Source organism: Vreelandella gomseomensis (assembly GCF_031451645.1).
GTDB lineage: Bacteria > Pseudomonadota > Gammaproteobacteria > Pseudomonadales > Halomonadaceae > Vreelandella > Vreelandella gomseomensis.
This window is the reverse complement of the sequence record NZ_JARWAI010000003.1, coordinates 316,644-343,525: the sequence shown is the minus strand read 5'-3', so window position 1 is coordinate 343,525 and position 26,882 is coordinate 316,644. Positions and strand designations below refer to the sequence as shown.

Genomic DNA, 26,882 nt, shown 5'->3' with positions numbered 1-26,882 from the left:
GTCTATACCACTGAACGCGGCTGGGGCAGCAGTCTGGTCAAGCCGTCCAGCGTGCGGGTCAGCGCGCCCGCTTGTGCCTTGATAACCTCATATCCCGCCTGGCCTTGTCGCTGCGCCGCTGCTGGATCGTCAAAGTGACAAACTAGCGCCTCGGCAAGCGCCGTCGGGCTATCCACCTGGGTGAGCGCACCCGCCGCTAAAAGCGGCTCGGCCACATCGGCAAAGTTGTCAAGGAAAGGCCCCGTAATGACTGGCCTTCCCAGCGCAGCGGGTTCCAGCACATTGTGGCCGCCCAAGGGCACCAGACTTCCACCCACGTAGGCCACGCTACCTGCGGCATACAGCACCGACAACTCGCCTAGCGTATCGGCCAGGTAGACGTCGGTATGGGGCGTGACGGGCTGCTGTTGACGGCGACGGCTTAACGACCAGCCCTCGTCACGGCAAAGGCGGGCCACCTCGTCAAACCGTTTGGGATGGCGCGGCACCACGACCAATAACGCTTCAGGATAGCGCGTGACCAGCTGGCGATGGGCTTCCAGCAGCAACGTTTCTTCACCGTCTCGGGTGGAGCCCGCCACCCACACGGGCCGCCCACCCCATTCATGATGTAAGCGCTCACCCTCTTCCAGTTCCCTGTCGTGACTGGGCATCTCAAACTTTAACGAGCCAACGACGCTGGTGGCGTCAACGCAGCATCCCAAGCGGTTGAAACGCTCGGCATCGGCCGAGGACTTGGCGGCCAGCCAACTGACGTTCGCCAGGGCGCTGGCCATCAACGGTCGCAAGCGCTGGTAACGCGCAAACGCGCGAGGTGACAAGCGCCCGTTAACAACCGCGACGGGCACTTTATGCCGACGACAGGCGTGCAGCAAATTGGGCCATAGCTCGGTTTCGAACAGCAGGGCCAGCGCCGGTTTTACCCGCGCCATAAAGCGCTTCGCCGCGCCTGGATAGTCCAGCGGCAAGAACCGGTGGACTATCCGGGCACGGTCTTGGTCGGGCTGATCATTGATCAAGGTAAGGGCCTGCTTGGCCCCGGTAGCGGTGAGCGTCGTCATCAGCAGCCCATGAGCGGGGTAGCGTTGCAACAGTCCTTCGATGAGCGGGCGCGCCGCACGCACCTCGCCCACCGATGCGCAGTGCAGCCAGATCGTTGGCCCGGATGGCAGCGGGTCGAGGCGCATACCGAGGCGCTGCAGCCGCGAGTAAGTGGGTACTTGCTCACGCCAGATGCGCCACGTAATCAGCGGTGACAGGGTGTATAGCGCCGCTGAATAGGCAAAGCGGGGCCAGCCCATCAGCGCTCGCGATCCAGAATCGAGCTGATCATCGCCGTGGTTGAAACGCCGTCTTCAAAGCCCAGCACTCTGACTTCGCCGCCATTGGCTATCACCGCTTCTCCTCCGGCAATGTCCTCAGGAAGGTAATCGCCGCCTTTGACCAGTATATCCGGCAGTACGGCCTCGATAAGCGCCTGCGGCGTATCCTCGCCAAAGGGAACAACCCAGTCGACCGCGCCCAGGCCGGCCAGTACCTGCATCCGCCGATTGAGAGGATTGATCGGGCGTGTCGGGCCTTTCAAACGACCAATAGAGGCATCATCGTTGACCGCTACGATCAAGCGATCGCCCAGACGTTTGGCCTGTTCGAGATAGGCCACATGGCCCGCATGCAGAATATCGAAACAGCCGTTGGTCATCACCACGCGCTCGCCACGGCGCTGGGCTGCTCGCACGGCCTCTACCAGGGAGGTTGGCTCGATCACGCCATACTCGGCAAGCCTATCGCCGTGCAGGGCGGTGTAAAGCTCAGCAATCGACAGCGTAGCGGTACCCGGTTTGGCGACCACCAACCCAGCGCCGAGATTCGCCAGCATCATGGCCTCCGCAAGCCCATGGCCGGATGCCAGGGCGAGCCCCATCAGGCCAATCACGGTATCGCCCGCGCCCGTCACGTCGAAAACTTCCTGAGCCCGGGTCGGTAAATGTAACGGCGCCTGGCCGTCGCCAATCAGCGTCATGCCCTTTTCGCTGCGGGTAATCAGCAGCGCTTCCAACTCAAGCTCGGCGCGCAGCGCTTCGCCGCGACGCGAGAGTTCTTCATCGCTGCTGCACGAACCGACGATTGCTTCAAACTCTGTCAAATTGGGGGTGATCAGGCTCGCGCCACGATACTTGCTGAAATCGCCACCCTTGGGATCAATCAATACGCGCTTACCCTGACTGCGGGCCAACGCAATCAGCTTTTCAACCTGGTTCAGGGTGCCCTTCCCGTAGTCGGACAGAATCATCACGTCGCAGTCGGGGAGCGCCTGCTCGACCTGGGCAAGCAGGTCAGTGGTGTCGACTCCGTCCAGGCGCTGCTCAAAGTCCAAGCGCAGAAGCTGTTGGTTGCGACTCATGACCCTGAGCTTGGTAATCGTGGTAATATCATCGCTGCATTGAAAGTAAGTACTAACTTTTGAGTCCAATAATCGCCTGGTAAGCAGCTCGGCATTGTCATCGTTGCCGACTACCCCAGCGAGCGATACCTGCGCCCCCAGGGCGGCAATATTCAGCGCCACGTTGGCAGCACCGCCGGGGCGGTCGTCGGCATTTTCAACGCGCACCACCGGAACCGGTGCTTCTGGCGATATGCGCGAGGTGCCACCATGCCAATAGCGATCCAGCATCACGTCGCCCACAACGAGAACGCGACCATGCTCCAGAGCGGTTAAATCAACTTTCATCCGTGGTTCCTGTGGTTGGGTGCTCGGCGCTATAGGCTAATAGCGCCTCAAGCTTGGCGATTACATCATCGACCTTGATCAGATCCATGGCATCGGCATGGCGTACCCGTTGCCCCCAGCTAACGTCTTCCACGGATTTGTGCAAGAACGTGCGTACAGCCTCAGGGTAAGCATTGACAGCAAAATCGCGCCACAGGTAAGGGGCTGCGCGCTGGGGGTTGGTCGTGGCGTAAAGCCCTAGTGTCGGCGTGCCCATCGCATTTGCCATATGGGCGGGACCCGTATCCGGTGCAATCACCGCGTGGGCCCCATCGATCAGCGCCAGAAGGCCCTTTAATGACGTTTGGCCAATGGCATTGATCACACTGACCGGCTGACAGAGCCCTTCAATTTGTTCACCGATCTCGCGCTCCTGGGAGCTACCGCCACCGGTCAACACGCTTTTCAGGCCGTGCTGAACCCACGCATACTCAATGACGCTGGCATACCCTTCTACCGACCAGTTACGAAAATTGCGTAGCCGTACGTTACTGCATGGATTGATCACTAAATAAGGCGCTTCACCGCTAATCATCCGCGCTTCATCATAAGCGTCAGGCGGCACCGGCATCTCCCAGTCAAGCGGCCCCCCTTCAGCGCCCAGTAAACGCGCAAAATCCATGAACGACTCCAGCACATGGGGATTGCTTCTGGGTGCAATATGGCGCTGGGTAAATCGGTGCTGAGCATCCTTGGCGCGCGCTTTGTCATAGCCCACACGCACATCAGCCTTCAACCCAAGCGATAACACACTCGCGCGGATCGCTTGCTGCATGTGCAAAAGTACATCAAAACGCGTGTTCTCAAGCTCACGCCATAGGGCGCGCATTCCTTTAAACCCGCTCGACTTGTCGTATACAACAAACTCGACCCCGGACAGGCCGGCCAGTAGACTGTATTCCCCTTTGCCGATGATCCAGGTAATGCGTGCTTGCGGCCACTGGCGCTGCAACGCTCGCACCGTGGGGACGAGGTTACACACGTCTCCCAACGCAGAGAGGCGCAGAATCGCAATATGGTTAGGTTGAGCAGGCAGAGAGGGCTTCATGCGCTTAGCGGCACTCCAGCAAGGAAATAGTCTGATTTTACATGAAGCAGACAGTTTATGTGACGAGGCCTCGACACACCAACCGCAGACCGCATGGTTCCAGGCCGACTACTGGCGTGAGCGGGGACTGATCGTCGGTGAAGCCCCCGGCCGCGGTAGCAGTCTGTTTATACAGGCTACCGACAACGAACAGTGGGTCTTGCGGCCCTATCGGCGAGGGGGGCTCATCGCCAAGCTCAGCGGAAAAAAATACCTGTGGACCGGCGTTGAGCGCACACGGGCCTTTCGGGAACTGAGACTGACAGCCTCGTTGTACGATCAAGGCTTGCCCGTCCCACGGCCAGTCGCCTGCTGTGTTACCCGCCACGGTTTGACCTATGAGGCTGGACTATTAACCGTCAGGGTACCTGCTGCGCGGGCGTTCGCCTCAGTGCTGGAAGAAGGCGGAGCCCACAAGGCACTACTGATGAGCATCGGCGCCATGGTCAAACGCTTTCATCAGGCTGGCCTCGACCATGTGGATCTTAACGCTCGCAATATCCTGATTGATGCCCACGAAACACCTTGGTTAATCGACCTGGACCGCTGCCGCCTGCGCCAGAGCGGCCGTTGGCAAAAAGTAAATCTAGACAGATTGGCGCGGTCTATACGTAAATTCAGCCCCGCTACCGCTTTCTCACCGATTAGCCAGGGCTATCACTCAGCAAGCTGATCTATACGCGCTTTGCTGGCCACGAAAAGTGTTCAGGGGTTTCATGAGGGTCTAACGGGCCGGGTTGTTGCTCTGGTGTGCAGTGTTGGAGAGCTTGCACCACACGTTCGAGCGCATCAGTCCCCCGTGTGTGTTGCGTCACCTCTTCCCACCATTGTCGATGGATGGCTTTTACTTTCACGGGTACAAGCGGCAAGCCCAAATATTGCGCCATAGCCAGCCGATGCAGACCACGGTTGATTTTAATCAGGGTTCCATCACGACTGACGGCCACGCCGATGTCGTCTTTTCCTTTACGTTGATCAAAGCCATTGAGTGCCATATCGTCAATGAAGCCTAGGTAAATGCTAAGGTAATCATGGATTCGCTCCTCCGAGTCCAGCAAAATACCCAAATGGTAGGAAGACCAAGGGCGGCCTTCGTCAATATACGTTTTGAAGCGGTAAAACGCATAGCTCTGTGTCAGATCTTCGCGACTATGCATCAAGTCACTAATGAAACGATAGCGCGAACCATAACGTAAATCTCCGCGTCGCATATCCCAATCCCCGTCCCAAATGAACGCTGAGGATGAAGGGCGTCGACGCTTTGGCAAGTCACGCCAATCTCTGATGCGAATCAGTTCCCGAGGGTTAACGTAGATTGTTAGGCTGTCGTTCAGGTTTCGCTCAACGAGCCGTCTTGGAAGGCACCAGTTTTCAGATAAAGTACTTCCAAGAAGGCGATACTCCCAAAAGCGGAAAATTGCATTTTCGATTGGAGCACTTAATATCTTTTGAACCCCCTCACGAATAACAACCTGAAAACGGGCACGCTGAGTAGGCCAATACATCCTAGTGTCAACGATTGAAGAAAAACCTGAATCTGGGTTGAATGGTGTTCGTGATTTTCGTAACATTATTATTCCGTTTGCATGCCTAGACTTTTCAGAGTTTTGAGACAAGATAATAGCAAGCATGTTCAACGATACACACAAGCCATTTAAAAATTTAAAATATCGACGACTTTTTACATAGACCACTTCAAGAATGTTCTCAAAATATCGTTCCAAAGCTTCATAATATTAAAACCCTGGAAAAATAAACACTATGAGTGGCTATAAAGTTTAAGAAACTTCTCCATCACTTGTGAAGGTTTGATAAAGGCTAAATTATTTTCAGAAGCCAAATAACTACTATTCCCTCTCTCAAGAAACCACTCAGGCAAATATTTTTTAAAAATAACCACTTGTTTAACGCCCATTATATGCGCAACATGTGATGGACCACAGTCATTACTAATGAAAATTTCACAATTTCTGATCAAACTAAACAGCGATACTATGCTGGCATTATGGACAACGTTAAACCCCTTTTTTTCAAGGATTTTTTTCTCTGCTTCTTCTTGGGGCCCGGTAATAAAGCACACAGATTTATCTTGATAATCCGAGAGCATATCAGCTAGCTCGATATAATATTCAAGAGGCCACTTCTTTTCTTCCCCTCCGGCTCCGGGGGCTATTAAAAATTTACAGTTATCGTTTTTTTCATGTAAAAACATCTTTCTTACGTAGGGACATGCTTCCAAGGAAGAAGAAACATTTAACAACGACAAAAATAAATCAGCTCTATACAAAGAAGTATTCAACGGATATGATTTAGTATATGCAATGCTAGCTTTACCTTTAAAACCAACCCTACGAGGTATACGAAGCGCTAGCATTAAAAGTGCGGTACTTACACTTGATGGCCGAAGATTAAAACCCATGTCAAACTTATATTTCTTATTCAAGTATAAAAAACCGCTTTTTTCTAACACTTCAACTGCATCTAAAAAGCCAGCATCAACCAGAAAATCAGCACCACTACTCCTTGATATCCCAACTACCATAGCATGAGGATACCTCTCTTTTAAAAGAGATAAAAACGGAGCATGTACAACATGGGCACCGAAAAAAGGCCTATTATGCAAAAAAACCGCTATGCATTTAACTTTTGTTTGAAAGCTCAAGAAACACCTCAAAATTATAATCTATAACATACTGAAAAACATGCCACAGAATTACTAGCTAATCACTTTACGTTATAGAACTTAATATACTTCCAAAATACGCCGTTTGCATTTGCAACGGCAATCACCAGCCCCCTCCAGCCATCCAATACACCGAGCTGAAAAAAATAGGTGCGTATAAACGCAAAAATTGACTTAAGAAAAATCACCCCAGGAGAATATTTCTTTAACTTACCGGAATTCGAACGTAACGTGGAATAGCGATTTATTTTTTCTAGAAATTGAGATAAGTCTGTAACCGCCGCATGCTCGATACAGCCTGGGAGCTGTATAATATTTGCCTTATGGTCAATTTCCACCGACTCGTGAACCATGGCGTCGTTAAAATTATAATCACGCCTGTTGAACAGCCTCACCAACCAGTCATTTCCCCATCCGCTATGGCGTACAGGTCGTCCCAACATGCTGTTTTCTCGCAGGACATTACCGATATCACAGGAACGAGCACTAGCGATCCATTGCCGTAATTCGGTAGTTAACCGTTTACTTGGCACCTCATCGGCGTCAAGCGATAATATCCAGTCGTTCTTCGCCAGTGAGACCGCATGGCGTTTGGTTAAGCCAAAACCGAAAAACTCACCTTGATGCAAAGAAACATTAGGATAACGAGCGGCGATACTTGGCGTTTCGTCAATCGAGCCGTTGTCATAGATAACGACCTCGCCGAACTCGCTGAGCGCGTCTAACGTCGATACCAGGGTCGACGCCGCATTGCGGGTAATAATAACAACACTCATCCCTATGGGCATCATCGGTAAATCCTTTTCTGGAAGGGAGACAATGATATGATAGCGTTATAACGTTGAACGCGATGGAGCCTTTCTTGCATATTATACACGCTAATCTGGCGAAGGGTTTTCGCGGAGGAGAACGGCAAACCGTACTGCTCATTGAAGCGCTTGGAGAACTGTACCCAACGGTTTCCCAGACCCTCGTTTGTCGGCCTGACTCGCCGATGCGCGAGGAGCTTGCAAAGGTGGCCAGTGTGCGCATTGTCTCGGCTAAACACCAGTTATGGGGCCACCATGTTACAGGCAATGCCGATATTGTCCATGCTCATGAGGCAAAAGCCGTACACTGGGCTTGGCTGCATCGAACACTGTACAAAACTCCATACATAATCACTCGACGTGTCGACACGCCGATCAAGCGAAAACGCACTAATCTCATGTTCTATGGGAAAGCAGATTGCTGTGTTGCCATTTCCAATGTCATAGCAACTGAACTATCTGCTTTAACTCGCGTGCCCATTCCCGTAATACCCAGTGCCCTGACGCCTTCAGCACCGAGCGCTGACACTGCGGCATCGCTTCGCAGTCAGTATGCAAAAAGATTCATTGTAGGGCATATAGGCGCTTTAGTAGATAAGCACAAAGGACAACGTGTGCTATTAGAAGCTGCAAAGTTAATGGAAAAAGATTACCCAGATATAGTTTTCTTACTCTTTGGGCAAGGTGACGATGAGGCCTCACTAAGGAAAGAAAGTGAGCAGTCAACCAATGTTAATTGGATGGGTTTCAAGACAAATATACTGGACTATATTAGTGCATTTGACCTATTTGCATTTCCTTCTCGCAATGAGGGTTTAGGCTCTATTTTACTTGACGTCATGAATGCAAAAGTGCCTATTATTGCTAGCGATGTGGGGGGCATACCTGATATTGTAAAACATCAAAAGACAGGCTTACTTATACCAGCCAATGATGCTTCCGCTCTTGCAAAAGGTATTATATATTTAAAGGAAAATTCAGCTCTTCGACAGCACTTAGTCCAAGGAGCCACTAAGCATCTAGATCGATACGACCCCCGATCAATGGCTGATTCATACAATCAGCTTTACCAAGCAATCGTGAGTTAGTGAATGTGTTTTTTGCTCCTGAAAAATTTTATAAAAACCTTAGCAAGCTAAAACTTTATACACTAAATGCGGTTCATCGCCTGGTACCCGGAGATCGCTATCACCATGGCGATTAATCTTCTATTGCGTGCTTTAACTATTCATATTTAGGTGGGTGTCATCATACGTATATTCTCTTTTACCGCATTAGGTGCCGCGAAGCGAGAGCTGACAGCGTTAACAATAACAGGCCTGAGCCTTGGTTATGCCATCACGGTACTGACTCGTCTGCCTTGGTGGGCGCTGTTCTTCTTTACGCTCGTCTGGGTAGGCGTCGGCATCAAATTACGCTGGGGACGACCGCTCAATGCGCGCTACCGTAAGGTATGGCCGTGGTCATTGGTGCCACTGAGCCTGTGGGGCGTCTATGTTTACCTGGCGGACAGTTTCGGTAATGTCGACCTGGGTGCGGTTTTTTTTCACCTACAGGCCGGTATGGCCGATCACGGCGGCGCAGGAAAAATGATCACCGCCGTTGTCTATACGTTGAGTATGCTTGGCGTACTGATTTCCGTCACCTGGCTATCGCGAAATGATCAGCGATGGCGGTTAATGGAACGTTTTCTGGCGCTTGGCTTGTTGGCCAGCAACCCTATGCTTTACGGATTAGGCCAGCGCAGTGCAGCCGTGGTCGCCGACGATGCCGACTGGCTTGACCATCGCTATGTCGAGCCGACTGCGTCCGATCAGAATGATGCTCCCAACCTGCTGATACTTTATCTGGAAAGTATCGAGCGTACCTACAGCGATGAGCAGTTTGGCAACGCCTACGACGACCTTCACCGCTTGGGCGAACGCGGTGTCGTGTTTGAGGGCGTTCGCCAAATGGAAGATACCGGTTGGACCATGGCCGGCATGATTGCCAGCCAGTGCGGCGTGCCGCTGATGCCGGCCGGTCTTCTGCATGACAGCCAGTTCGAACCCTTGAAAAGCGTTGTCCCTGGCATTGATTGCCTGGGCGATATCCTGGCGGCTCAGGGCTATCGGTTAAGCTACCTGGGTGGCGCCAGTAAGGAATTTGCCGGAAAAGGGTTATTTTATCGTGGTCACCAGTTTCAAAGCGTGCAAGGGAAAGACGAGTTAACCCGACAGCTTGATAACCCTGCGTACGTCAATGATTGGGGGCTTTTTGACGACAGTCTATATGATATGACGGTTGACGAAATTCGCCGCCTAGACGAAGCGGATGACGGCCCCTGGGGGGTGGTGGCGTTGAGCATTGCCGGCCATGCGCCCAATGGGTTTCCCGCCCAGTCCTGTATTGAACGTCAGGGGCCCTTCGACGGGCAGGACATCCTTTACTCGGTCGAATGCTCTGCCTGGCTGGCCCGCAATCTGATCAATCGTCTGGATAGCCAAGGGTTACTCGATAATACGCTCGTCGCGATCATGAGCGATCACCTCACCATGCGCGTTTCGGTATGGGATGAGCTGACGAGGCTGGATCGGCAGAACACCTTTATGCTGCTGGGCGATCACTTATCGCCACGGCGCGTCCAGCGTGATGCGACCATGCTCGATGTTTTTCCCACGCTTCTGGAATCTCTCGGCTTCACCCTGGACGATCACCGTGCAGGGCTCGGTGTGTCGTTGCTTGGCGACAAGGAAACCCTGGTCGAGCGCCATGGCCTTGACACCTTGAACGAGCGCCTACGCGAGGAAACCGCCTTGCAACATCGCCTGTGGGAAGGCCTCGCGCCTCAGCGACGCGATACGGACAGCACGACGCCACAGGAACAGGTGATTGAAACCCCGGCTGACCGGACGGACGAAGTCGATATCATGCGTTGACGATCACGTTCTCACGCTGACGATCCGCCAGAATCGCTTGATAGACCGAGTCCACGTGGAGCTCATTCAAACAGTTGGTATGACCCAGCGGGCAGGTACGCTCAAAGCATGGCGAGCAGGACAGCGCGAGATAATGGATCGTCGCGTTATCGGTGAGCGGCGGTGTATAGGCAGGTGACGATGAGCCATAAAGCGCATGAATACGCACGCCCACCGCTGCGGCTACGTGCATCAAACCTGAGTCGTTGGTCACGACCTGGCGACAGTCGGCCAGCAGATCCACGGCATCTGCCAGCGCCGTCTTGCCACACAGGTTGTACGCTTGGGGCAGGTCTTTCACGATGGTCTCAGCAACGTCGTGATCCTTGGGGCCGCCGAGCACACGGACTTCATAGCCGTCGGCAATAAGCTTCTTGGCGAGCTGATGAAAGTAGGCAGGCGGCCATTGCTTGGCTGGCCCATATTCTGCCCCGGGCATCATACCGATGGCCGGACGCGAGGAAAGCGCGTGAGCCAGGCGTAAATTGACGAGATTGTCCCGATCGATGGTCAGCCGCGGCTTGGGGATAGAGAAGTCGCCTCCCACCACCTCCTCCAGCGGCAACCCAAGCGATACAAACCGCTTGACGGTTTGATCCAGCACCTGCTTGTCGAGTTTGCGACGCTCTTTCAGAAGCCCATAGCGGTGCTCCCCCAAAAAGCCGACCCGCTCGGGAATCCGTGCCATGAAAGGCACCAGGGCCGCTTTCCACGAGCGCGGCAACACGATAGCGCGATCAAAGCGCCCTTTCAGGCGATTGGCGAGATCCCGTCGACTGGCAAGCCCGAACTCACCGTGGCCCACCGCCAGCGGGAGCACTTCATCCACCTCGGGCATGCGTTCAAGGATAGGCTGCGACCATGCCGGCGCTACCACACCGATCGTGGCATGTGGATAGCGTGCTTTCAGCGTCATGAACAGGCTTTGTGCCATGACCATATCGCCCACCCAGGATGGCCCAATGACCAATAGCCGCATCGCGGTGTTAGCCATTAAGCCACTCCATATACGCTTTTACCCCTTGCGCCACGGTTTTGAATTCCACGTCGCAGCCAGCATCACGTAGGTGGCTGATATCGGCACGCGTATAGCTCTGATAGCGCCCCTTCAGCTCCTCAGGGAAGGCAATGTAGTCGATCTGGCCTTTACCGTAGTAATCGATCACCGCCTCACCGATGGCTTTGAACGGCTCTGCACGGCCGGTACCCAGGTTGAAGATACCCGATGCCTTCGGGTTATCCAGAAACCACAGGTTCACATCGACGACATCCCCCACATAGACAAAGTCGCGGCTCTGCATACCCGCCTCGTACCCCGCATAGGCGCCAAACAGTTTCAGGGTTTCGTCATTACGGATTTGCAGGTGATTATGATAGGCCACGCTCGCCATCTTGCCCTTGTGCTGTTCCCGGGGCCCGTACACATTGAAATAGCGGAAACCGACCACTTGGGTCGTCAGTTCATTCCAGCGAGCGCGCACATGCTGATCAAACAGCAGTTTAGAGTAGCCGTAGACATTGAGCGGCTTTTCGCACTCGGGGATTTCCTTGAATACCTCGCTGCCGCCGTAGGTAGCTGCCGACGACGCGTAAATAAACGGAATACCCCGTTTTTCACAGTAGTTCAGCAGCACCTTTGAGTACTCGAAGTTGTTGTCCATCATGTAGTGACCGTCCCATTCCGTGGTATCGGAACAGGCACCCTCATGGAAAATCGCTTCGATGGGCGGCAAATCAACCGACTCGCCGTGCAGCGCTTGCCTTACCCGCGCTAGAAAATCATCCTTATCCAGATAATCCGCCAGGGTACAGTCCGCCAGATTGACAAACTTGGTGCCATCGCGCAGGTCGTCGACCACCATCACATCGTTTCGTCCCCGCGCATTCAGCGCCTTGACGATATTGGCACCGATAAAACCAGCGCCGCCGGTTACAACAATCATTTCATTCTCCTTACCAAAAGCGGTTCTGTTGGCTTGCGCGCCTATAACCTATCTGCCTGGGATTGTATACTTGACGGCTAATGAATTCATGGCCAACGGTGCTTTCCGCGATGAGTGTCTCGACAAACCAATCGACGCCTGATGTGTCGACCTTTCAAGGCTTGATCCTTGCGCTGCAACAGTATTGGGCAGAACAGGGCTGCGTTATCCTCCAGCCGCTCGATATGGAAGTGGGTGCGGGGACCTTTCATCCCGCGACCTTCCTGCGCGCCATCGGCCCGGAGAGCTGGAATGCCGCCTACGTTCAGCCCTCTCGCCGCCCGACGGATGGCCGTTATGGTGAGAACCCCAATCGCCTTCAACATTACTACCAGTTCCAGGTTGTGATGAAGCCGTCGCCCAGCCATTTTCAGGATCTGTACCTTGGCTCACTCAAGCGCCTCGGGCTTGATCCGCTGATCCATGACGTGCGCTTTGTCGAAGACAATTGGGAATCCCCTACGCTTGGGGCCTGGGGGCTTGGCTGGGAAGTATGGCTCAACGGCATGGAAGTTACCCAGTTTACCTACTTCCAGCAGGCCGGTGGTATCGAATGTTACCCGGTCACCGGCGAGCTGACTTACGGGCTCGAGCGTATCGCCATGTACCTGCAGAACGTCGATAGCGTCTACGACCTTGTCTGGGCCATCGCGCCCGACGGCAGTGAAGTCAGCTATGGCGATGTCTATCTGCAAAATGAGCGCGAGCAGTCTGCCTACAATTTTGAACACGCCGATGTCGACCAGCTGTTTGCTGACTTCGACCATCAGGAAAAAGAGTGCAGCAAACTGTTGGCGGCCAGCCTACCGCTGCCCGCCTACGAAAAAGTCTTGAAAGCATCGCACACCTTCAACCTGTTAGATGCCCGCCATGCCATTTCGGTCACCGAACGCCAACGCTACATTCTACGCGTTCGTACCATGGCACGGGACGTGGCCGCTGCCTACTTTGCGTCGCGCAAGGCAGAAGGTTTCCCCATGGCCGATGAATCACTGCGCCGCGAACTATTAGCTGACGAGGGAGACGCATAATGGCTGTTGATACGCTCTTATTGGAACTGGGCGCGGAAGAGCTTCCACCCACTGCATTGGATGTACTGTCCGATGCTTTTGCGGCGGGCATCCAGAAAGGCCTGCAGGACGCCGAGATTCCCTTCCAAAGCGTTAATGCGTTCGCAACGCCGCGACGCTTGGCGGTTCAGGTCACAGCACTTGCCGATAAACAGCCTGACCGCGAGGTGGAACGTCGTGGACCGGCGCTGGCGGCCGCCTTTAAAGACGGCGCCCCCACCAAGGCAGCGGAAGGGTTTGCCCGCTCCTGTGGCGTCAGCGTGGATGAGCTGATTCACCTTGAAACCGATAAAGGCACCTGGCTTGGTTACCGCGAACAGCAGCCGGGTGAGAGCGTCCAGGCATTGCTGCCGGACATCCTTCATAAGGCGATTGCCGCGCTGCCCGTCCCCAAAAACATGCGCTGGGGCAGCTCCCGCATCGAATTCTCTCGCCCGGTACATTGGCTGGTGGCGCTTTACGGCCGCGATGTGATTGCCGCAGAGGCGTTGGGGCTAGAAGCCAGTCGCACCACCTATGGCCACCGTTTTCACGCGCCGGATGCCATTCAGCTTGAGCATGCTGACGAGTACCTTGAAGCACTTGAAAACGCCTATGTGCTGGCTGACCGGAACCAGCGTCGTGAACGTATTCGCGAGCAGGTACTGGCCGAGGCTGAAGTACAGGATGCCCATGCCGTCATCGACGAAGACCTGCTGGTAGAAGTCAGCGGCCTAGTGGAATGGCCCGTGGCATTGACCGGCAGCTTTGACGAACGCTTTCTGGACGTGCCGGCGGAGTGCCTGATTTCCTCCATGAAGGCCAACCAGAAGTACTTCCACCTGCTGGATGCACAAGGCAAGCTCAAGCCGCTGTTCATTACCATCTCGAACATCGACAGCGCCGACCCGCAGCAGGTGATTTCCGGCAATGAAAAAGTCATTCGCCCACGCCTGGCTGACGCTGCTTTCTTCTATGAGACCGACCGCAAGCACACGCTTGCCTCGCGTATACCACAGCTCGACAGCGTCGTGTTTCAGCAACAGCTGGGCACACTTGCGGATAAGGCACGCCGCAGTCGCGTGATCGCCTCGTACATCGCCGAGCAGATTCAGGGTGACGTATCCCACGCCCAGCGCGCCGTCGCCCTTGCCAAGTGCGACCTGGTCACCGAGATGGTGCTCGAATTCCCTGAACTCCAGGGCATCATGGGACGTTATTACGCCGAACAGGATGGCGAGCCAGAGGACGTGGCCCAAGCGCTGGAAGAGCAGTATCTGCCTCGCTTCGCCAGCGATGCCATTCCCCAGAGCGCGACGGGCAAGGCCCTCGCTCTGGCAGATCGCCTTGACACTCTAGTGGGCATTTTCGGTATTGGCCAGCGCCCCACTGGCGCAAAGGACCCTTTCGCCCTGCGTCGTGCCTCCATCGGCGTGCTGAACATTCTTGTGAAGGGCGAGCTTGATCTTGACCTTCGCGAACTGCTGAGCGTCGCTGCTGAGCAGCATCAGGGCCTGCCTGAGGCCGATGGCCTCGTCGAGGACGTTCTTACCTACATGCTGGATCGCTTTCGCGCCTGGGGGCAGGAAGAAGGCATCAGCGCCGAAATGTACCTGGCCGTACGCGCCCGCCCAGTCACCAAGCCACTGGATTTTGCCCGCCGTCTGCGTGCCGTCAAGGCGTTTGCTCAGCGCGAGGAAGCCACCGCCCTGGCAGCTGCCAACAAGCGCGTATCCAACATTCTCAGCAAGCAGTCGCATGATGGCCGCACCCAGGTCGATCCAGCGCTGCTCCAGGAGCGGGCCGAGCAGACATTGTTCGACGCCGTCACGACCTGCGAAAGCAAAGTGTCACCGCTATTTGCGGCAGGCAACTACCAGCAGGCGCTGGATGTCCTGGCCACATTACGTGACCCCGTGGACACGTTCTTTGATCAGGTAATGGTCATGGCCGACGATGATGCCATTCGTCGCAATCGGCTTGCGCTGCTGGCAAGCCTTCAAGCGTTGTTCCTTGCCGTGGCCGATATTGCTCAGCTGCCCCAATAGGTAAAACGCTACCGGTTGCCATCGGCATCTCGGTAGCTTTCACGGTTCGTCGAAGCCCGGCTCTGCAAAGCGCCGGGCTTCTTTGTGACGATCTGCTCAATGTTCCACGTGAAACATTCGACTCTTGCACGCCTCATAGTAATCTGAGGCGCATATGACCGGTTCAACGGCCCGAGGACACCCATGTTAAACGCAAGCCAACTCGTCATTCTCGATCGCGACGGTGTGATCAACCATGATTCGGATGCCTACATCAAATCCCTGGCGGAATGGATAGCTTATCCAAATGCCATCAAAGCGATCGCCAGGCTATCTCAAGCGGGCTTCAAGGTGGCGGTGGCTACCAATCAATCGGGTATTGCACGGGGCTATTATAGCGAAGCCGCGCTGCAGGCAATGCACGACCATCTAGAGGCGTTGGTAAGCGCGCAAGGCGGTCAGATTGCGCATATTGCGTATTGCCCACACGGGCCTGATGACCAATGTGAGTGTCGCAAGCCCTTACCCGGCTTGCTTATTCAAATTCAGAACGCGCTTGGGTTAGAGAGCCTGAACGGCAGTTGGATGGTCGGTGATAGCTTAAGAGATATTCAGGCCGGCGAAGCCGTCGGCTGTCGTACGGCCCTGGTGAGAACCGGCAAAGGCGAAAAAACGCTGCTCAACCATATCGGGCTGGAAAAGTCGGCTGTCTTCCATGACCTTGCTGAGTTTACCAATTGGCTGTGCCAACCTTAACCCTTACCAACAGAACATAAAAACGCCGCTTCAGCATAAACTGGAGCGGCGTTTTTGATTTCCGCCTTGCTTGGCATGTTTCACGTGAAACACGCCAGTAGGCTTAGATATCCAGATTCGCGACCAGTGCGTTCGATTCGATGAAGTCTCGGCGCGGCTCAACTTCATCGCCCATCAAGGTGTTGAACATCATGTCAGCCGCGACGGCATCCTCTATCGTGACGCGCAGCATACGACGACCGTCTGGATCCATGGTAGTTTCCCACAGCTGATCCGGGTTCATCTCACCCAGGCCTTTATAGCGTTGTACGGACAGGCCACGCTGGCCTTCCTGCATTAGCCAGGCAAGCACTTCAGAGAAGTGAGAAACCGGCTTCTGCCGTTCGCCGCGGGCGATATAGGCTCCCTCTTCGAGAAGCCCGTTGATGGTCTCACCCAAAGCGGCAATCGCACGATAGTCGGCGCTTTCAAAGAAATCCAGTCCCCAGACGTAGTCGTTTGTCACCCCATGGGCAATTAACGACACGGATGGCAGGTACAGACCACGCTCCGCATCTTCATGAAGGTAGAACTGGTACCGCGGCCCGCCTTCATAGGCCACTCTATCGTCCATGGCTTTCTGCAGCTCACCAATCCAGTTTTCCATGGTGACACGGTCTTTAAGGCTTGCTTCGCCCTGAAGCCCGGTCGCATGAACGGCCTGCTTGAGCACCTCGATCGGGTACACTCGCGCCAGGCGGTCAATCCGCTTCATCACGTTGCGGTACTGGTTCACCAGGGTTTCCAGCTGCGAGCCCGTTATCCCTGGTGCATCCGGATTGACGTATAAACCGGCTCCGTCGAGTGCCGTGGTGGTCAGGTAGTCGACCATGGCCTGCTCGTCTTTAAGGTACAGCTCTTGCTTGCCGCGTTTGATCTTGTAAAGCGGCGGCTGGGCAATAAAGACATGCCCGCGCTCGATAAGCTCGGGCATTTGACGGAAGAAGAAGGTAAGCAGCAACGTTCGGATATGCGAGCCGTCAACATCCGCGTCGGTCATGATGATGATCGAATGATAGCGGAGCTTGTCGGGATTGAATTCCTCACGACCAATGCCGCAGCCAAGCGCCGTGATCAGCGTACCCACCTCTGCCGACGAAAGCATTTTATCGAAGCGTGCTTTCTCGACGTTGAGGATCTTACCCTTGAGCGGCAGAATCGCCTGAGTGCGACGGTCACGGCCCTGTTTAGCGCTGCCACCCGCCGAATCGCCCTCCACCAGGTAAAGCTCGGATTGGCTTGGATCTTTCTCCTGGCAGTCGGCCAGTTTGCCGGGTAGCCCGGCGATATCCAGCGCGCCCTTACGGCGCGTCATGTCGCGCGCTTTGCGTGCCGCTTCCCGCGCCCTTGCCGCGTCCAGCATCTTGTTGACGATCGCCTTGGCTTCGTTGGGCTTCTCGATCAGATAGTCCGCAAACAAGCGACCCATTTCCTGTTCAACCGCGGTTTTCACCTCAGACGAAACAAGCTTTTCCTTGGTTTGCGACGAAAATTTGGGATCCGGTACTTTGACGGAAATGATCGCCGTCAGTCCTTCACGGGCATCGTCGCCCGCCGTACTCACCTTGGCCTTCTTGAGCAAGCCTTCGGCTTCGATATAGTTGTTCAGGGTACGCGTTAGCGCCGTGCGGAAACCCGCCAGGTGCGTTCCGCCATCTCGCTGTGGAATATTATTGGTATAGCAGAAGATGTTTTCGGTAAACGTGTCGCTCCACTGCATGGCCACTTCTACTTCGACGCCATCTTCGCGGACGGCATTGAAATGGAAGACCGGGTTGAGAACCGACTTGTTTTTGTTGAGGTGATCAACAAAGGCTTTAAGACCGCCTTCATAGTGGAACAGCTCTTCCTTGCCGCTGCGTTCATCCATTAGACGGATGGCAACGCCGGAATTCAGGAAAGATAACTCTCTTAAGCGCTTGGCTAGAATATCGTAGTGGAACTCGATATTGCCAAACGTATCCGGTGACGGCCGAAAGTGTACGCGCGTGCCGCTTTTTTCCGTTGTACCCACGACGCCGAGAGGCGCTTGAGGCACGCCATGCCGGTATACTTGCTCAAACACGTCACCCTGCCGCCAGATCGTCAGCCGCAGCTCTTCGGAAAGTGCGTTGACCACGGACACGCCGACGCCGTGGAGACCGCCAGATACCTTGTACGAATTATCGTCAAACTTGCCGCCTGCGTGCAACACGGTCATGATGACCTCGGCCGCCGACACGCCTTCGCCTTCGTGGATCTCGGTCGGCACCCCTCGCCCGTTATCACTCACCGTAACGGATTCATCAGGGTGGATCACCACGCGGATTTCACTGCAGTGGCCAGCCAGGGCTTCATCGATGGAATTGTCCACCAACTCGAAGACCATGTGGTGCAGTCCGGTGCCGTCGTCGGTATCGCCGATGTACATGCCTGGACGCTTGCGCACCGCGTCCAGCCCCTTGAGCACCTTGATGCTTGATGAATCGTAAGCCTGCTCGCTCATTGACCACTCCGTCGTGAAGTCTGTCTCTATCCGTGTCGCCTAGCCTTCCGGCACTAGCTGGCTCAATCCATCGCTACGATGTTTCATGTGAAACATGCTAATTGTTGTCTGAGCCTGCCATGCCTGCCGTAAGGCTTCGGGTTCGACGCTGGTAATAAATACTTGGCACTGCATGTCTTCGAGTAACTGACAAAACTGCGACCGATGATGAGCATCTAGCTCGGCGGGTAGATCGTCAATCAGGTAGATGCAGTGTCGCTGTGATGCACTTTCCAGAAGCCGGCCCTGCGCTAATTTTAACGCACTGACTACCAGTTTCTGCTGCCCTCTGGAAAGTACTTCAATAGCGGGTTGCTTGTTGAGCTTGATACGCAAGTCAGCGCGCTGGGGGCCCTGCTGGGTAAAGCCCATTTGTTGATCGGTCGCCCGGCTAGCTTCCAACACATCGGCCAGCGATCTTTTTTTATCCCACCCTCTGGCATAATGAAGTGTCAGGCCCGGCAACGGAAGCAAACGCTCCAGCGTCTCTTCAAATACGGGAAGAAAGTCAGCAAACCAGGCACGTCTCAGCGTGTCCATTTGTTCACCCCATGTTGCAAGCTCCTGCTCCCAGACGCCGAGTTCTCTTGGGTCTATTCTACCATGCCTCAACATCGCATTCCGATGTTTCAACGCTCGCCGGGTGCGCTTCCATATTTCGAGAAAACGATGTTTCACGTGAAACACCCCCCAGTCCAGAAACTCGCGACGGCCGGCCGGGGGGCCTTCAAGCAAACGAAAGGCATCGGGGTTGATGAGCTGTAATGGCATCACCTCGACCAGGTCTGCCAGCCTGGCATTCTTGTCCCCCTTGACGCGCAATTCCAGCTCGCTGGAGCCTCGCAATCGACGCACCCCTAGCGAGACCTGAGGATCACCTTCCAGCCGCCCGTAAAGGGTCATATAAGGAGTATCAGCCTGTATCACGTTTTTAAGCTGACGTGCCCTGAAGGATCTTCCCATCCCCAGAATATGAATGCCTTCGAGCAGGCTCGTCTTGCCGCTGCCGTTGACACCATTAATGAGATTGATGCGCGGTGAGGGCGCCATATCGACAGACTGCAAATTGCGTACGCCGTCAAGATTGAGCTGGAGAAGACTCATTAGCCATCACTTATGCTGTGCGCTATAAAAAAGAGGCGGCGCATCCCTGTACAGAAGCGCCGCCGTGAGGAGCAGGATCATGAAGAGGGTGCTTACAGCCGCATGGGCATAACAACGTAAAGCGCGTCACCGCCGCCCGGCTCTTCCAGAAGCGCACTGCTGTTAGGGTCAGCAAGGGTGATCTGGACACGATCTTCGTCCAGCACGCTCATCACATCGACCAGGTAACCAACATTGAAACCAACCTCCATGGCAGATCCGGCATACTCGACCGCAATGTTCTCCTCGGCTTCTTCCTGTTCGGGATTGTTGGCCATTACCTTGAGGTTGTTTTCCTCCAGATAAAGGCGCACGCCACGATACTTTTCATTGGACAAGATAGCGGTTCGTGAAAGCACCTGGCGGAGTTCCGCACGTTCGGCAATCAATACTTTATCGCCGTTGCGCGGAACGACGCGTTCATAATCGGGAAACTTGCCGTCTATCAACTTGGACGTGAACGTAAAATCCCCGGTATGCACGCGCACGTGCGTCGCACCCAATGTCAAGCTGACGGGTTCATCACTGTCATCTAATAAGCGAGACAGTTCAAGGATGCCTTTGCGAGGCACGATCAGTTTTTGAGACTGGTCGACCACGACATCGACAGGCCGCGAACACATTGCCAGACGGTGACCGTCAGTCGCCACGGTACGCAGCAGATTACTCTGGATTTCCAGCAGCATGCCGTTGAGGTAATAGCGTACATCCTGCTGGGCCATGGCAAACGATGTCGATTCGATCAGGCGTTTGAGCGTCCCCCGGGGCACGCTCAGCGCCTGATTCCCCTCCCCATCTTCAATGGATGGGAACTCGGCAGCCGGCAAAGTGGACAGCGTAAACCGCGAGCGACCGCTACGCAGCACGGCGCGTCCTTCTTCTACCGCTAGCTGAATATCGGATTGATCAGGCAGTGATTTGCATATGTCCATCAATTTACGCGCCGGCACGGTAGCCGAGCCTTGGGCGTCGACCTGACTGGCAACGGTACGACCGACCAGCTCCACTTCAAGGTCTGTGCCTGTCAGAGACACCTGGTCGCCGTCCACCTGAATCAATACGTTAGACAGGACAGGCAATGTCTGACGGCGCTCTACGACCCCGGCTACCAGGGTTAGCGGACGTAGCAGCGCCTCTCGGGAAATCGAAAATTTCATCAATACTCCGTTCTATATCCTGAAAGACCTGCTAGAGACAGGTCCGTCCTGAGGGATTAACTGGTCAGTAGGCGTAACAAGTTCTTGTAGTCTTCGCGGATATCCGCGCTCTCTTCCTGCAGCGATTTAACCTTGCGGCAGGCGTGCAGCACGGTGGTATGGTCACGGCCACCAAACGCATCGCCGATCTCGGGCAGACTATGGTTCGTCAGCTCCTTGGCCAGCGCCATGGCCACCTGGCGTGGCCGGGCCACTGACCGCGAGCGTCGTTTGGAGAGCAGGTCGGCCACCTTGATCTTGTAATACTCCGCCACGGTGCGCTGGATGTTGTCGACCCCCACCTGCTTGTCCTGCAATGCCAGCAGATCCTTGAGCGACTCCCGGATAAAATCCTGGGTGATGGTCTTGCCCATGAAATGCGAATCGGCAATCACCTTCTTGAGCGCGCCCTCGAGTTCACGCACGTTCGAGCGAATCTTCTGGGCGATGAAGAACGCCGCGTCATGGGGCAGGTCGACCTTGGCCTGATCGGCTTTCTTCATCAGGATCGCAACGCGGGTTTCCAGTTCGGGTGGCTCGATGGCGACAGTAAGCCCCCACCCGAAGCGGGATTTCAGACGCTCTTCTACACCGCTGATTTCCTTGGGGTAACGGTCGGATGTCAGGATCATTTGCTGCCCGCCTTCCAACAAGGCATTGAACGTATGGAAGAACTCTTCCTGCGACCGTTCTTTACCAGCAAAAAACTGAATGTCATCTATGAGCAGCGCGTCTACGCTACGGTAGAAACGCTTGAAATCGTTGATCGCGTTGAGCTGAAGTGCCTTCACCATGTCGGCAACGAAACGCTCAGAGTGAAGGTACACGACGCGCGCATTTTCGCGGCGAACGGCCAGCCCATTCCCGACCGCATGCATCAAGTGGGTTTTACCCAGGCCAACGCCGCCATACAGGAAAAGCGGGTTATAGGCGCCACCGGGGTTTTCCGAGACCTGCCGCGAGGCCGCGCGGGCAAGCTGGTTAGATTTACCCTCAACGAAGGTGTCGAAGGTGAAATTGGGGTTCAGCCCGCTGGTATGCTTGAGACTGCCTTCAACCTGAACCTGGCGATCATTATTGCGACGGCCGTTATTTTCTTCGTTCTCTTCACGTAGCTGGTCTATCTCACGCTCATCGGCAATGTCACCACGCGGCGGCGTATGAACCGCCGGTGATGAACGCGGCGCCGGTGCGGCAGATACCGGATTGCCCAAATCACGAGGTTGGGGGGCTGGTGTGGCCGGCCGCCGGCTGCCGACCGTAAGACTGACCTTGGGAGGCTTCGAAGGAGATAGCTCACGCACCAGTTCGCTAATTCGCTTGGCATACTTGTCACTCACCCAATCACGCACAAACCGGTTGGGCGCCAACAAGCGAAGCTCATTGGACTCACTATCTTCGGCCTGCAATGGACGTATCCATGTATTGAACTGTTGGGAACTCAGCTCGTCCTGCAGGTAATCCAGGCACTGTTGCCAAAGCGCGAGTGACACTCATCTCACCATCGATTGAAAAAGGCCGACCATTGTAGCGCCCAACGGCGTGGTTATCCACACAGGCAAGAAGCGATTCAACAAGCTGTGGAAAACTTTAACCCTCGCCGTTTAAGTCGCCTCCCGAACTGACGGGAGCATCCCGAAAGTCAACCCTGACGACGCTTTAATTCACAGCTAATCAACTGCTTATCATCCACTTTAAGGACACTTGTCCACAACACTGAACCAACAGTAAGCATTTGAATAAAAACAATAATAGTGGGTTACTAACAAAAAGTATCCCCACTATTAGCCACAGCAAGGCGGTATCATCGCCTGTGCATCACTAGACGATATATTGCCCGCTTGGCGATGTCGATGCGACAGGCAAGCGCCTCTGCAGAAGGCATTTTTTGCAAGGAAAAATTGCACGCAACGCGGGAAGCCTCTACAATTTCGGGTCTTGAATTGAATCTCCCGGCTAGTTCCTCACTGGACCGGGCCTTTTGGAATTCATTTTCCGTCCTAAACCACGTGGGAATAACGAGTTATGAAACGCACTTTTCAACCTAGCGTTCTCAAGCGCAAGCGCGCGCATGGTTTCCGTGCTCGTATGGCAACCAAAAATGGCCGCGCCATCATCGCCCGTCGCCGCGCCAAGGGCCGTAAGCGTCTGAGCGCCTGATTTCGGCTTGCGTGTGCCACATCAAGGTTTTCCCCGGTGTTGTCGGTTATTGAACGCTGGGGATTACCGCTTCGTTTTTGAGCAGGCAGACTTCAAGGTTCATGGTAAAGGGATGATGGCGCTTGCGCGCTGGAATACCCTCGGGCATCCGCGCCTGGGCCTGATAGTCAGCAAAAAAAATGTGAAGCTCGCCGTTGATCGTAACTGCTTCAAAAGGCTCGTTCGCGAGTCAGCCCGCCTACGTCAAGACCAGCTTCCCGCTGTGGATATCGTGGTGCTTGCTCGACGTGGCGTCCAAGACATGGAAAATGATGTTGTCTACCGTCAGCTTCATGGCATGTGGAAACGGCTTCGGCGCGATGCCCAGTCGGCCAGTGCGCCGCCTGAAGGCTCAATACGCAACGCTTGATGGGCACCTCACCACTCGACCTCGGCCTGCCGCCTGGCAGGCTTTCGTGTGTCAAGGGTCGAGTAATTGACACTGCGCCATTAGCATGTTCACCACCCAGCGGGCAGAACCCTCATGGACGTAAAACGACTTATATTACTGATTCCGCTAGCCATTCTGGCCTATCTGCTGGTTGTCCAGTGGAATCAGGATTACGGACAGACGTCTTATCAATCGTCGTCGGAGATATCGCAAAGCCAAACCAGCAGCAATAATGCAGGGTCTGGCGGCGGCGATGCATCTCGTGGCGACGACGCGAATGATCTCTCTGTTCCCAGCGACGGCGACGCCTCACCTCAAGAGACGCTCGACAGCGACGCAAGCGATAGCGACAGCCGTGACTTCATCGCAGTCACCACCGACGTGCTGGATGTGCGTATCGACCCGCACGGGGGCGATATTGTGTATGCCGCGTTGCCCCAGCATAAGCAGACGCTCGACTCAAGCCGCAACTACATCCTGCTTTCCGATAACCAGACGCGCAGCTACGTAGCGCGCTCGGGCTTGCAGCTTGACGGCGAAGCGCGCCGCATTGCGTTCACGCCGGATAGCGACGAGTACCTGCTGGGCGATGACGAAGACCAGCTTGAAGTGAACCTCAGTGCTGAAGTGAACGGTATCGAGGTTATCAAGCGGCTGACGTTCGAACGCGGTAACTATGCCGTCGATGTGAATTATTACCTGGCCAACAACACCGACGAGCCGGTCAGCGCGCGCTTTATCGGGCAGCTCGCCAGGGATAACAGCCCGGATCCGTCTAGTGGCGTCAGTATGGGCATGAATTCCTATCTCGGTGCTGCCTATTCGACCCAAGAAGAACGCTACGCAAAAATCGATTTTGACGATATTCAGGCCGGCAACTTCAATAATCGCGAAGCACAAGGCGGCTGGATAGCAATTATCCAGCACTACTTTGTGTCGGCCTGGGCGCCCTCGCAGGATCAGCAAAACCTCTACTACGTTTCAACGGATTCCCGTGATCGCAACGTCGTGGCCTTTGCTGGCCCCACCAGCGAGCTGTCACCGGAAGAAGACGCCACTCTGGGTGCCACGCTCTACATGGGCCCCAAAATACAGGACCATCTTGAAGACGTAGCCCCCAATCTTCGCCTGACCGTTGATTATGGCTGGCTGTGGTTCCTGGCCAACCCGCTTTTCTGGCTGCTGGACAAGATCCACGACATCGTTGGCAACTGGGGCTGGTCGATCGTTCTATTGACCGTACTGGTCAAGACCGTGCTGTTCCCGCTTTCTGCCAAGGCCTATAAGTCGATGGCGCGGATGCGCAAGCTCGGCCCTGAGATGCAGCGTCTCAAAGAGATGTATGGCGATGACCGCCAGAAAATGTCTCAAGAGATGATGAAGTTCTACCAGAAAGAGAAAATCAACCCGCTCGGCGGCTGTTTGCCCATTCTGGTACAAATGCCGGTGTTCATCGCCCTCTACTGGATGCTGCTGGAATCGGTAGAGCTGCGCCACGCGCCCTTCATGTTCTGGATTCAGGATCTGTCGGTGAAAGACCCGTACTTCATCCTGCCGATCCTGATGGGTATCTCGATGTACGTGCAGCAGCTGCTGAACCCCACACCGCCCGATCCCATGCAGGCGAAGATCATGAAGATGCTCCCTATCATCTTTACGTTCTTCTTCCTGTGGTTCCCGGCGGGTCTGGTTATCTACTGGGTGGTCAACAACATCATCTCGGTGGCGCAGCAGTATTTCATCACGCGCAAAGTCGAGCAGGATCCCAGTATTGGGAAAGGCATGAAAACCAAGAAGTAAGCCGCTAGCGAAGACGTCCAGACCCCCGCCCTTGCGGGGGTCTGGCGTTTTAGGCCTGAAAAATTCAAACTAGCTATTTTTGCAGCGAGAGACCTCATGGCTGACCGACTCTATACCCCAGACACCATCGCCGCCCTGGCAACCCCTCCCGGTCGCGGTGGTGTCGGTATTATTCGTGTTTCCGGGCCGGCCAGCCGCGATATCGCCACTGCCATGCTGGGACACTGCCCCGCGCCCCGTCATGCTTACCATGGCGAGTTCAAGGGGGCCGACAACAGCATTGACGAGGGGATCGCGCTGCTCTTCCCCGACCCGCACTCCTTCACCGGCGAAGATGTCCTCGAACTTCACGGCCACGGCGGGCCGGTCATCATGGATATGCTACTCGAGCGCTGCGTCCAGCTCGGCGCTCGGCTGGCACGGCCTGGCGAATTTTCCGAACGCGCCTTCCTGAACGACAAGCTGGACCTAGCCCAGGCCGAGGCAATTGCTGACCTGATCGATGCCACCTCGCGCTCGGCGGCTGAAAACGCAGTGCGCTCGCTTCAAGGCGAGTTTTCCAACCGGGTGTCAGCGCTGGTACAGCGACTCATCGAGCTACGCGTCTACGTCGAGGCAGCGATTGATTTCCCCGAGGAAGAAATCGACTTTCTTGCCGACGGCCACGTGGCGAGCCTGCTCGACAACGTCCACCAGGAACTGATCGACGTGCGGGCCGCGGCCGGCCAGGGGGCGCTCATGCGCGAAGGCATGAGCGTGGTGATCGCCGGGCGCCCCAATGCAGGCAAGTCGAGCCTGCTCAATGCGCTCACCGAGCAGGATACCGCTATCGTGACGGACATCGCGGGCACCACCCGGGACGTGTTGCGCGAACATATCCACATCGACGGCATGCCCCTGCACGTCATTGATACCGCAGGCCTGCGTGACACGCCTGACGCCGTGGAAAAGATCGGTGTTGCCCGGGCCTGGGCAGAAATTGAACGCGCTGATCGTGTGCTGCTACTCGTCGATGCGTCTACTACTGAGGCCACCGACCCGATGGCCATCTGGCCTGAATTCGTCGCTCGCCTGCCCGATCAAACGCGTCTAACGCTGATCCGCAACAAGATCGATACCAGCGCTGAGCAACCGGGCATTGATTTATCCACAGCCCCGCCCACGTTGCGGCTATCGGCGAAAACCGGACGGGGTGTGGATAACTTGAAAGCCCATCTTAAAGACATCATGGGCTTTTCCGCCAATACCGAAGGGCGCTTCTCAGCACGCCGTCGCCACCTGGACGCCCTTGACCGGGCAATGCGCGCCCTGGAAACCGGCCGTGTTCAGCTCGAAGGTAACGGTGCAGGCGAGCTGCTGGCGGAAGACCTGCGCGACGCTCAACAGGCACTCGGCGAAATCACCGGCGAATTCAGCGCCGACGACTTGCTGGGCGAAATCTTCGGCAGCTTCTGCATCGGTAAATGAGCC

The 26,882-nt window shown here is 55.2% G+C and carries 22 protein-coding genes; 10 read left to right on the top strand and 12 right to left on the bottom strand.

Going from position 1 to position 26,882, the window contains the following annotated elements; translation table 11 throughout:
• Positions 1–2 precede the first annotated feature (2 nt).
• From waaA to QC815_RS05685, 3 genes are read right to left on the bottom strand one after another with little or no spacing between them, the layout of a single operon-like run.
• Positions 3–1,301 carry a lipid IV(A) 3-deoxy-D-manno-octulosonic acid transferase gene (waaA, locus tag QC815_RS05695; protein WP_309767393.1) on the bottom strand — a complete coding sequence of 433 codons (1,299 nt, stop codon included), beginning with the start codon at positions 1,299–1,301 and terminating at the stop codon, positions 3–5.
• Entirely contained in the window at positions 1,301–2,731 is a 1,431-nt protein-coding gene (hldE, locus tag QC815_RS05690; protein ID WP_230445385.1) for a bifunctional D-glycero-beta-D-manno-heptose-7-phosphate kinase/D-glycero-beta-D-manno-heptose 1-phosphate adenylyltransferase HldE, read from the bottom strand. Before hldE ends, waaA begins: the two co-directional genes overlap by 1 nt.
• Entirely contained in the window at positions 2,721–3,818 is a 1,098-nt protein-coding gene (locus QC815_RS05685; RefSeq protein WP_230445386.1) for a glycosyltransferase family 9 protein, read from the bottom strand. The genes hldE and QC815_RS05685 overlap by 11 nt, the downstream gene beginning before the upstream one ends.
• Between QC815_RS05685 and QC815_RS05680 the strand changes: the two genes are divergently transcribed.
• A complete protein-coding gene (locus QC815_RS05680) occupies positions 3,817–4,530 on the top strand; it encodes a 3-deoxy-D-manno-octulosonic acid kinase (protein WP_230445387.1) in 714 nt (237 codons plus the stop codon). The genes QC815_RS05685 and QC815_RS05680 overlap by 2 nt on opposite strands.
• A 1-nt stretch (position 4,531) precedes the next feature.
• Here the strand turns inward: QC815_RS05680 and QC815_RS05675 are convergent, their stop codons facing one another.
• The 3 genes from QC815_RS05675 to QC815_RS05665 form a co-directional block, all read right to left on the bottom strand.
• Positions 4,532–5,428 carry a hypothetical protein gene (locus tag QC815_RS05675; RefSeq protein WP_230445388.1) on the bottom strand — a complete coding sequence of 299 codons (897 nt, stop codon included), beginning with the start codon at positions 5,426–5,428 and terminating at the stop codon, positions 4,532–4,534.
• A gap of 188 nt (positions 5,429–5,616) precedes the next feature.
• On the bottom strand, positions 5,617–6,519 hold the full coding sequence (locus QC815_RS05670; protein WP_230445389.1) for a glycosyltransferase family 9 protein: 903 nt from the start codon (positions 6,517–6,519) through the stop codon (positions 5,617–5,619).
• A 62-nt stretch (positions 6,520–6,581) separates the two neighbouring features.
• Entirely contained in the window at positions 6,582–7,331 is a 750-nt protein-coding gene (locus tag QC815_RS05665; RefSeq protein ID WP_230445390.1) for a glycosyltransferase family 2 protein, read from the bottom strand.
• A gap of 71 nt (positions 7,332–7,402) precedes the next feature.
• Here QC815_RS05665 and QC815_RS05660 point away from each other — a divergent pair, with 71 nt between their 5' ends.
• Both QC815_RS05660 and QC815_RS05655 read left to right on the top strand, forming a co-directional pair.
• Entirely contained in the window at positions 7,403–8,437 is a 1,035-nt protein-coding gene (locus QC815_RS05660) for a glycosyltransferase family 4 protein (RefSeq protein ID WP_230445391.1), read from the top strand.
• A 207-nt stretch (positions 8,438–8,644) separates the two neighbouring features.
• On the top strand, positions 8,645–10,267 hold the full coding sequence (locus tag QC815_RS05655; RefSeq protein WP_230445958.1) for a sulfatase-like hydrolase/transferase: 1,623 nt from the start codon (positions 8,645–8,647) through the stop codon (positions 10,265–10,267).
• Here QC815_RS05655 and waaF read toward each other — a convergent pair.
• Both waaF and rfaD read right to left on the bottom strand, forming a co-directional pair.
• Positions 10,257–11,300: a lipopolysaccharide heptosyltransferase II gene (gene waaF, locus QC815_RS05650; protein ID WP_230445392.1), complete on the bottom strand. Its 1,044-nt coding sequence runs from the start codon at positions 11,298–11,300 to the stop codon at positions 10,257–10,259. The genes QC815_RS05655 and waaF overlap by 11 nt on opposite strands.
• Entirely contained in the window at positions 11,293–12,249 is a 957-nt protein-coding gene (rfaD, locus tag QC815_RS05645) for an ADP-glyceromanno-heptose 6-epimerase (RefSeq protein WP_230445393.1), read from the bottom strand. Before rfaD ends, waaF begins: the two co-directional genes overlap by 8 nt.
• A gap of 110 nt (positions 12,250–12,359) precedes the next feature.
• On the opposite strand from rfaD, the gene glyQ reads away from it, so the two are divergent.
• The 3 genes from glyQ to gmhB all read left to right on the top strand — a co-directional run bounded on the left by glyQ (position 12,360) and on the right by gmhB (position 16,120).
• Positions 12,360–13,319 carry a glycine--tRNA ligase subunit alpha gene (glyQ, locus tag QC815_RS05640; RefSeq protein WP_230445394.1) on the top strand — a complete coding sequence of 320 codons (960 nt, stop codon included), beginning with the start codon at positions 12,360–12,362 and terminating at the stop codon, positions 13,317–13,319.
• Positions 13,319–15,385, top strand: coding sequence for a glycine--tRNA ligase subunit beta (glyS, locus tag QC815_RS05635; RefSeq protein ID WP_230445395.1), 2,067 nt, complete (start codon positions 13,319–13,321; stop codon positions 15,383–15,385). Before glyQ ends, glyS begins: the two co-directional genes overlap by 1 nt.
• A gap of 183 nt (positions 15,386–15,568) precedes the next feature.
• Positions 15,569–16,120 carry a D-glycero-beta-D-manno-heptose 1,7-bisphosphate 7-phosphatase gene (gene gmhB / locus QC815_RS05630; RefSeq protein ID WP_230445396.1) on the top strand — a complete coding sequence of 184 codons (552 nt, stop codon included), beginning with the start codon at positions 15,569–15,571 and terminating at the stop codon, positions 16,118–16,120.
• Between the two features lie 103 nt (positions 16,121–16,223).
• Here gmhB and gyrB read toward each other — a convergent pair whose 3' ends face one another.
• From gyrB to dnaA, 4 genes are all read right to left on the bottom strand, one after another.
• Positions 16,224–18,644 (bottom strand): DNA topoisomerase (ATP-hydrolyzing) subunit B, encoded by a 2,421-nt coding sequence (gene gyrB, locus QC815_RS05625; protein ID WP_230445397.1) that lies wholly within the window; start codon positions 18,642–18,644, stop codon positions 16,224–16,226.
• Positions 18,645–18,683: 39 nt separating this feature from the next.
• On the bottom strand, positions 18,684–19,787 hold the full coding sequence (gene recF, locus QC815_RS05620) for a DNA replication/repair protein RecF (RefSeq protein WP_230445398.1): 1,104 nt from the start codon (positions 19,785–19,787) through the stop codon (positions 18,684–18,686).
• 92 nt (positions 19,788–19,879) lie between these two features.
• Entirely contained in the window at positions 19,880–20,983 is a 1,104-nt protein-coding gene (dnaN, locus tag QC815_RS05615) for a DNA polymerase III subunit beta (RefSeq protein ID WP_230445399.1), read from the bottom strand.
• A gap of 56 nt (positions 20,984–21,039) precedes the next feature.
• The gene (dnaA, locus tag QC815_RS05610; protein ID WP_230445400.1) at positions 21,040–22,515 is read right to left on the bottom strand and encodes a chromosomal replication initiator protein DnaA; all 1,476 of its coding nucleotides are present in this window, start codon (positions 22,513–22,515) and stop codon (positions 21,040–21,042) included.
• Between the two features lie 532 nt (positions 22,516–23,047).
• Here dnaA and rpmH point away from each other — a divergent pair.
• From rpmH to mnmE, 4 genes are all read left to right on the top strand, one after another.
• On the top strand, positions 23,048–23,182 hold the full coding sequence (rpmH, locus tag QC815_RS05605) for a 50S ribosomal protein L34 (RefSeq protein ID WP_074398078.1): 135 nt from the start codon (positions 23,048–23,050) through the stop codon (positions 23,180–23,182).
• 13 nt (positions 23,183–23,195) lie between these two features.
• The gene (gene rnpA / locus QC815_RS05600) at positions 23,196–23,591 is read left to right on the top strand and encodes a ribonuclease P protein component (RefSeq protein ID WP_230445401.1); all 396 of its coding nucleotides are present in this window, start codon (positions 23,196–23,198) and stop codon (positions 23,589–23,591) included.
• Between the two features lie 114 nt (positions 23,592–23,705).
• The gene (yidC, locus tag QC815_RS05595; protein ID WP_230445402.1) at positions 23,706–25,412 is read left to right on the top strand and encodes a membrane protein insertase YidC; all 1,707 of its coding nucleotides are present in this window, start codon (positions 23,706–23,708) and stop codon (positions 25,410–25,412) included.
• Between the two features lie 96 nt (positions 25,413–25,508).
• Positions 25,509–26,879: a tRNA uridine-5-carboxymethylaminomethyl(34) synthesis GTPase MnmE gene (gene mnmE / locus QC815_RS05590; protein WP_230445403.1), complete on the top strand. Its 1,371-nt coding sequence runs from the start codon at positions 25,509–25,511 to the stop codon at positions 26,877–26,879.
• The last annotated feature ends 3 nt before the right edge of the window (positions 26,880–26,882 follow it).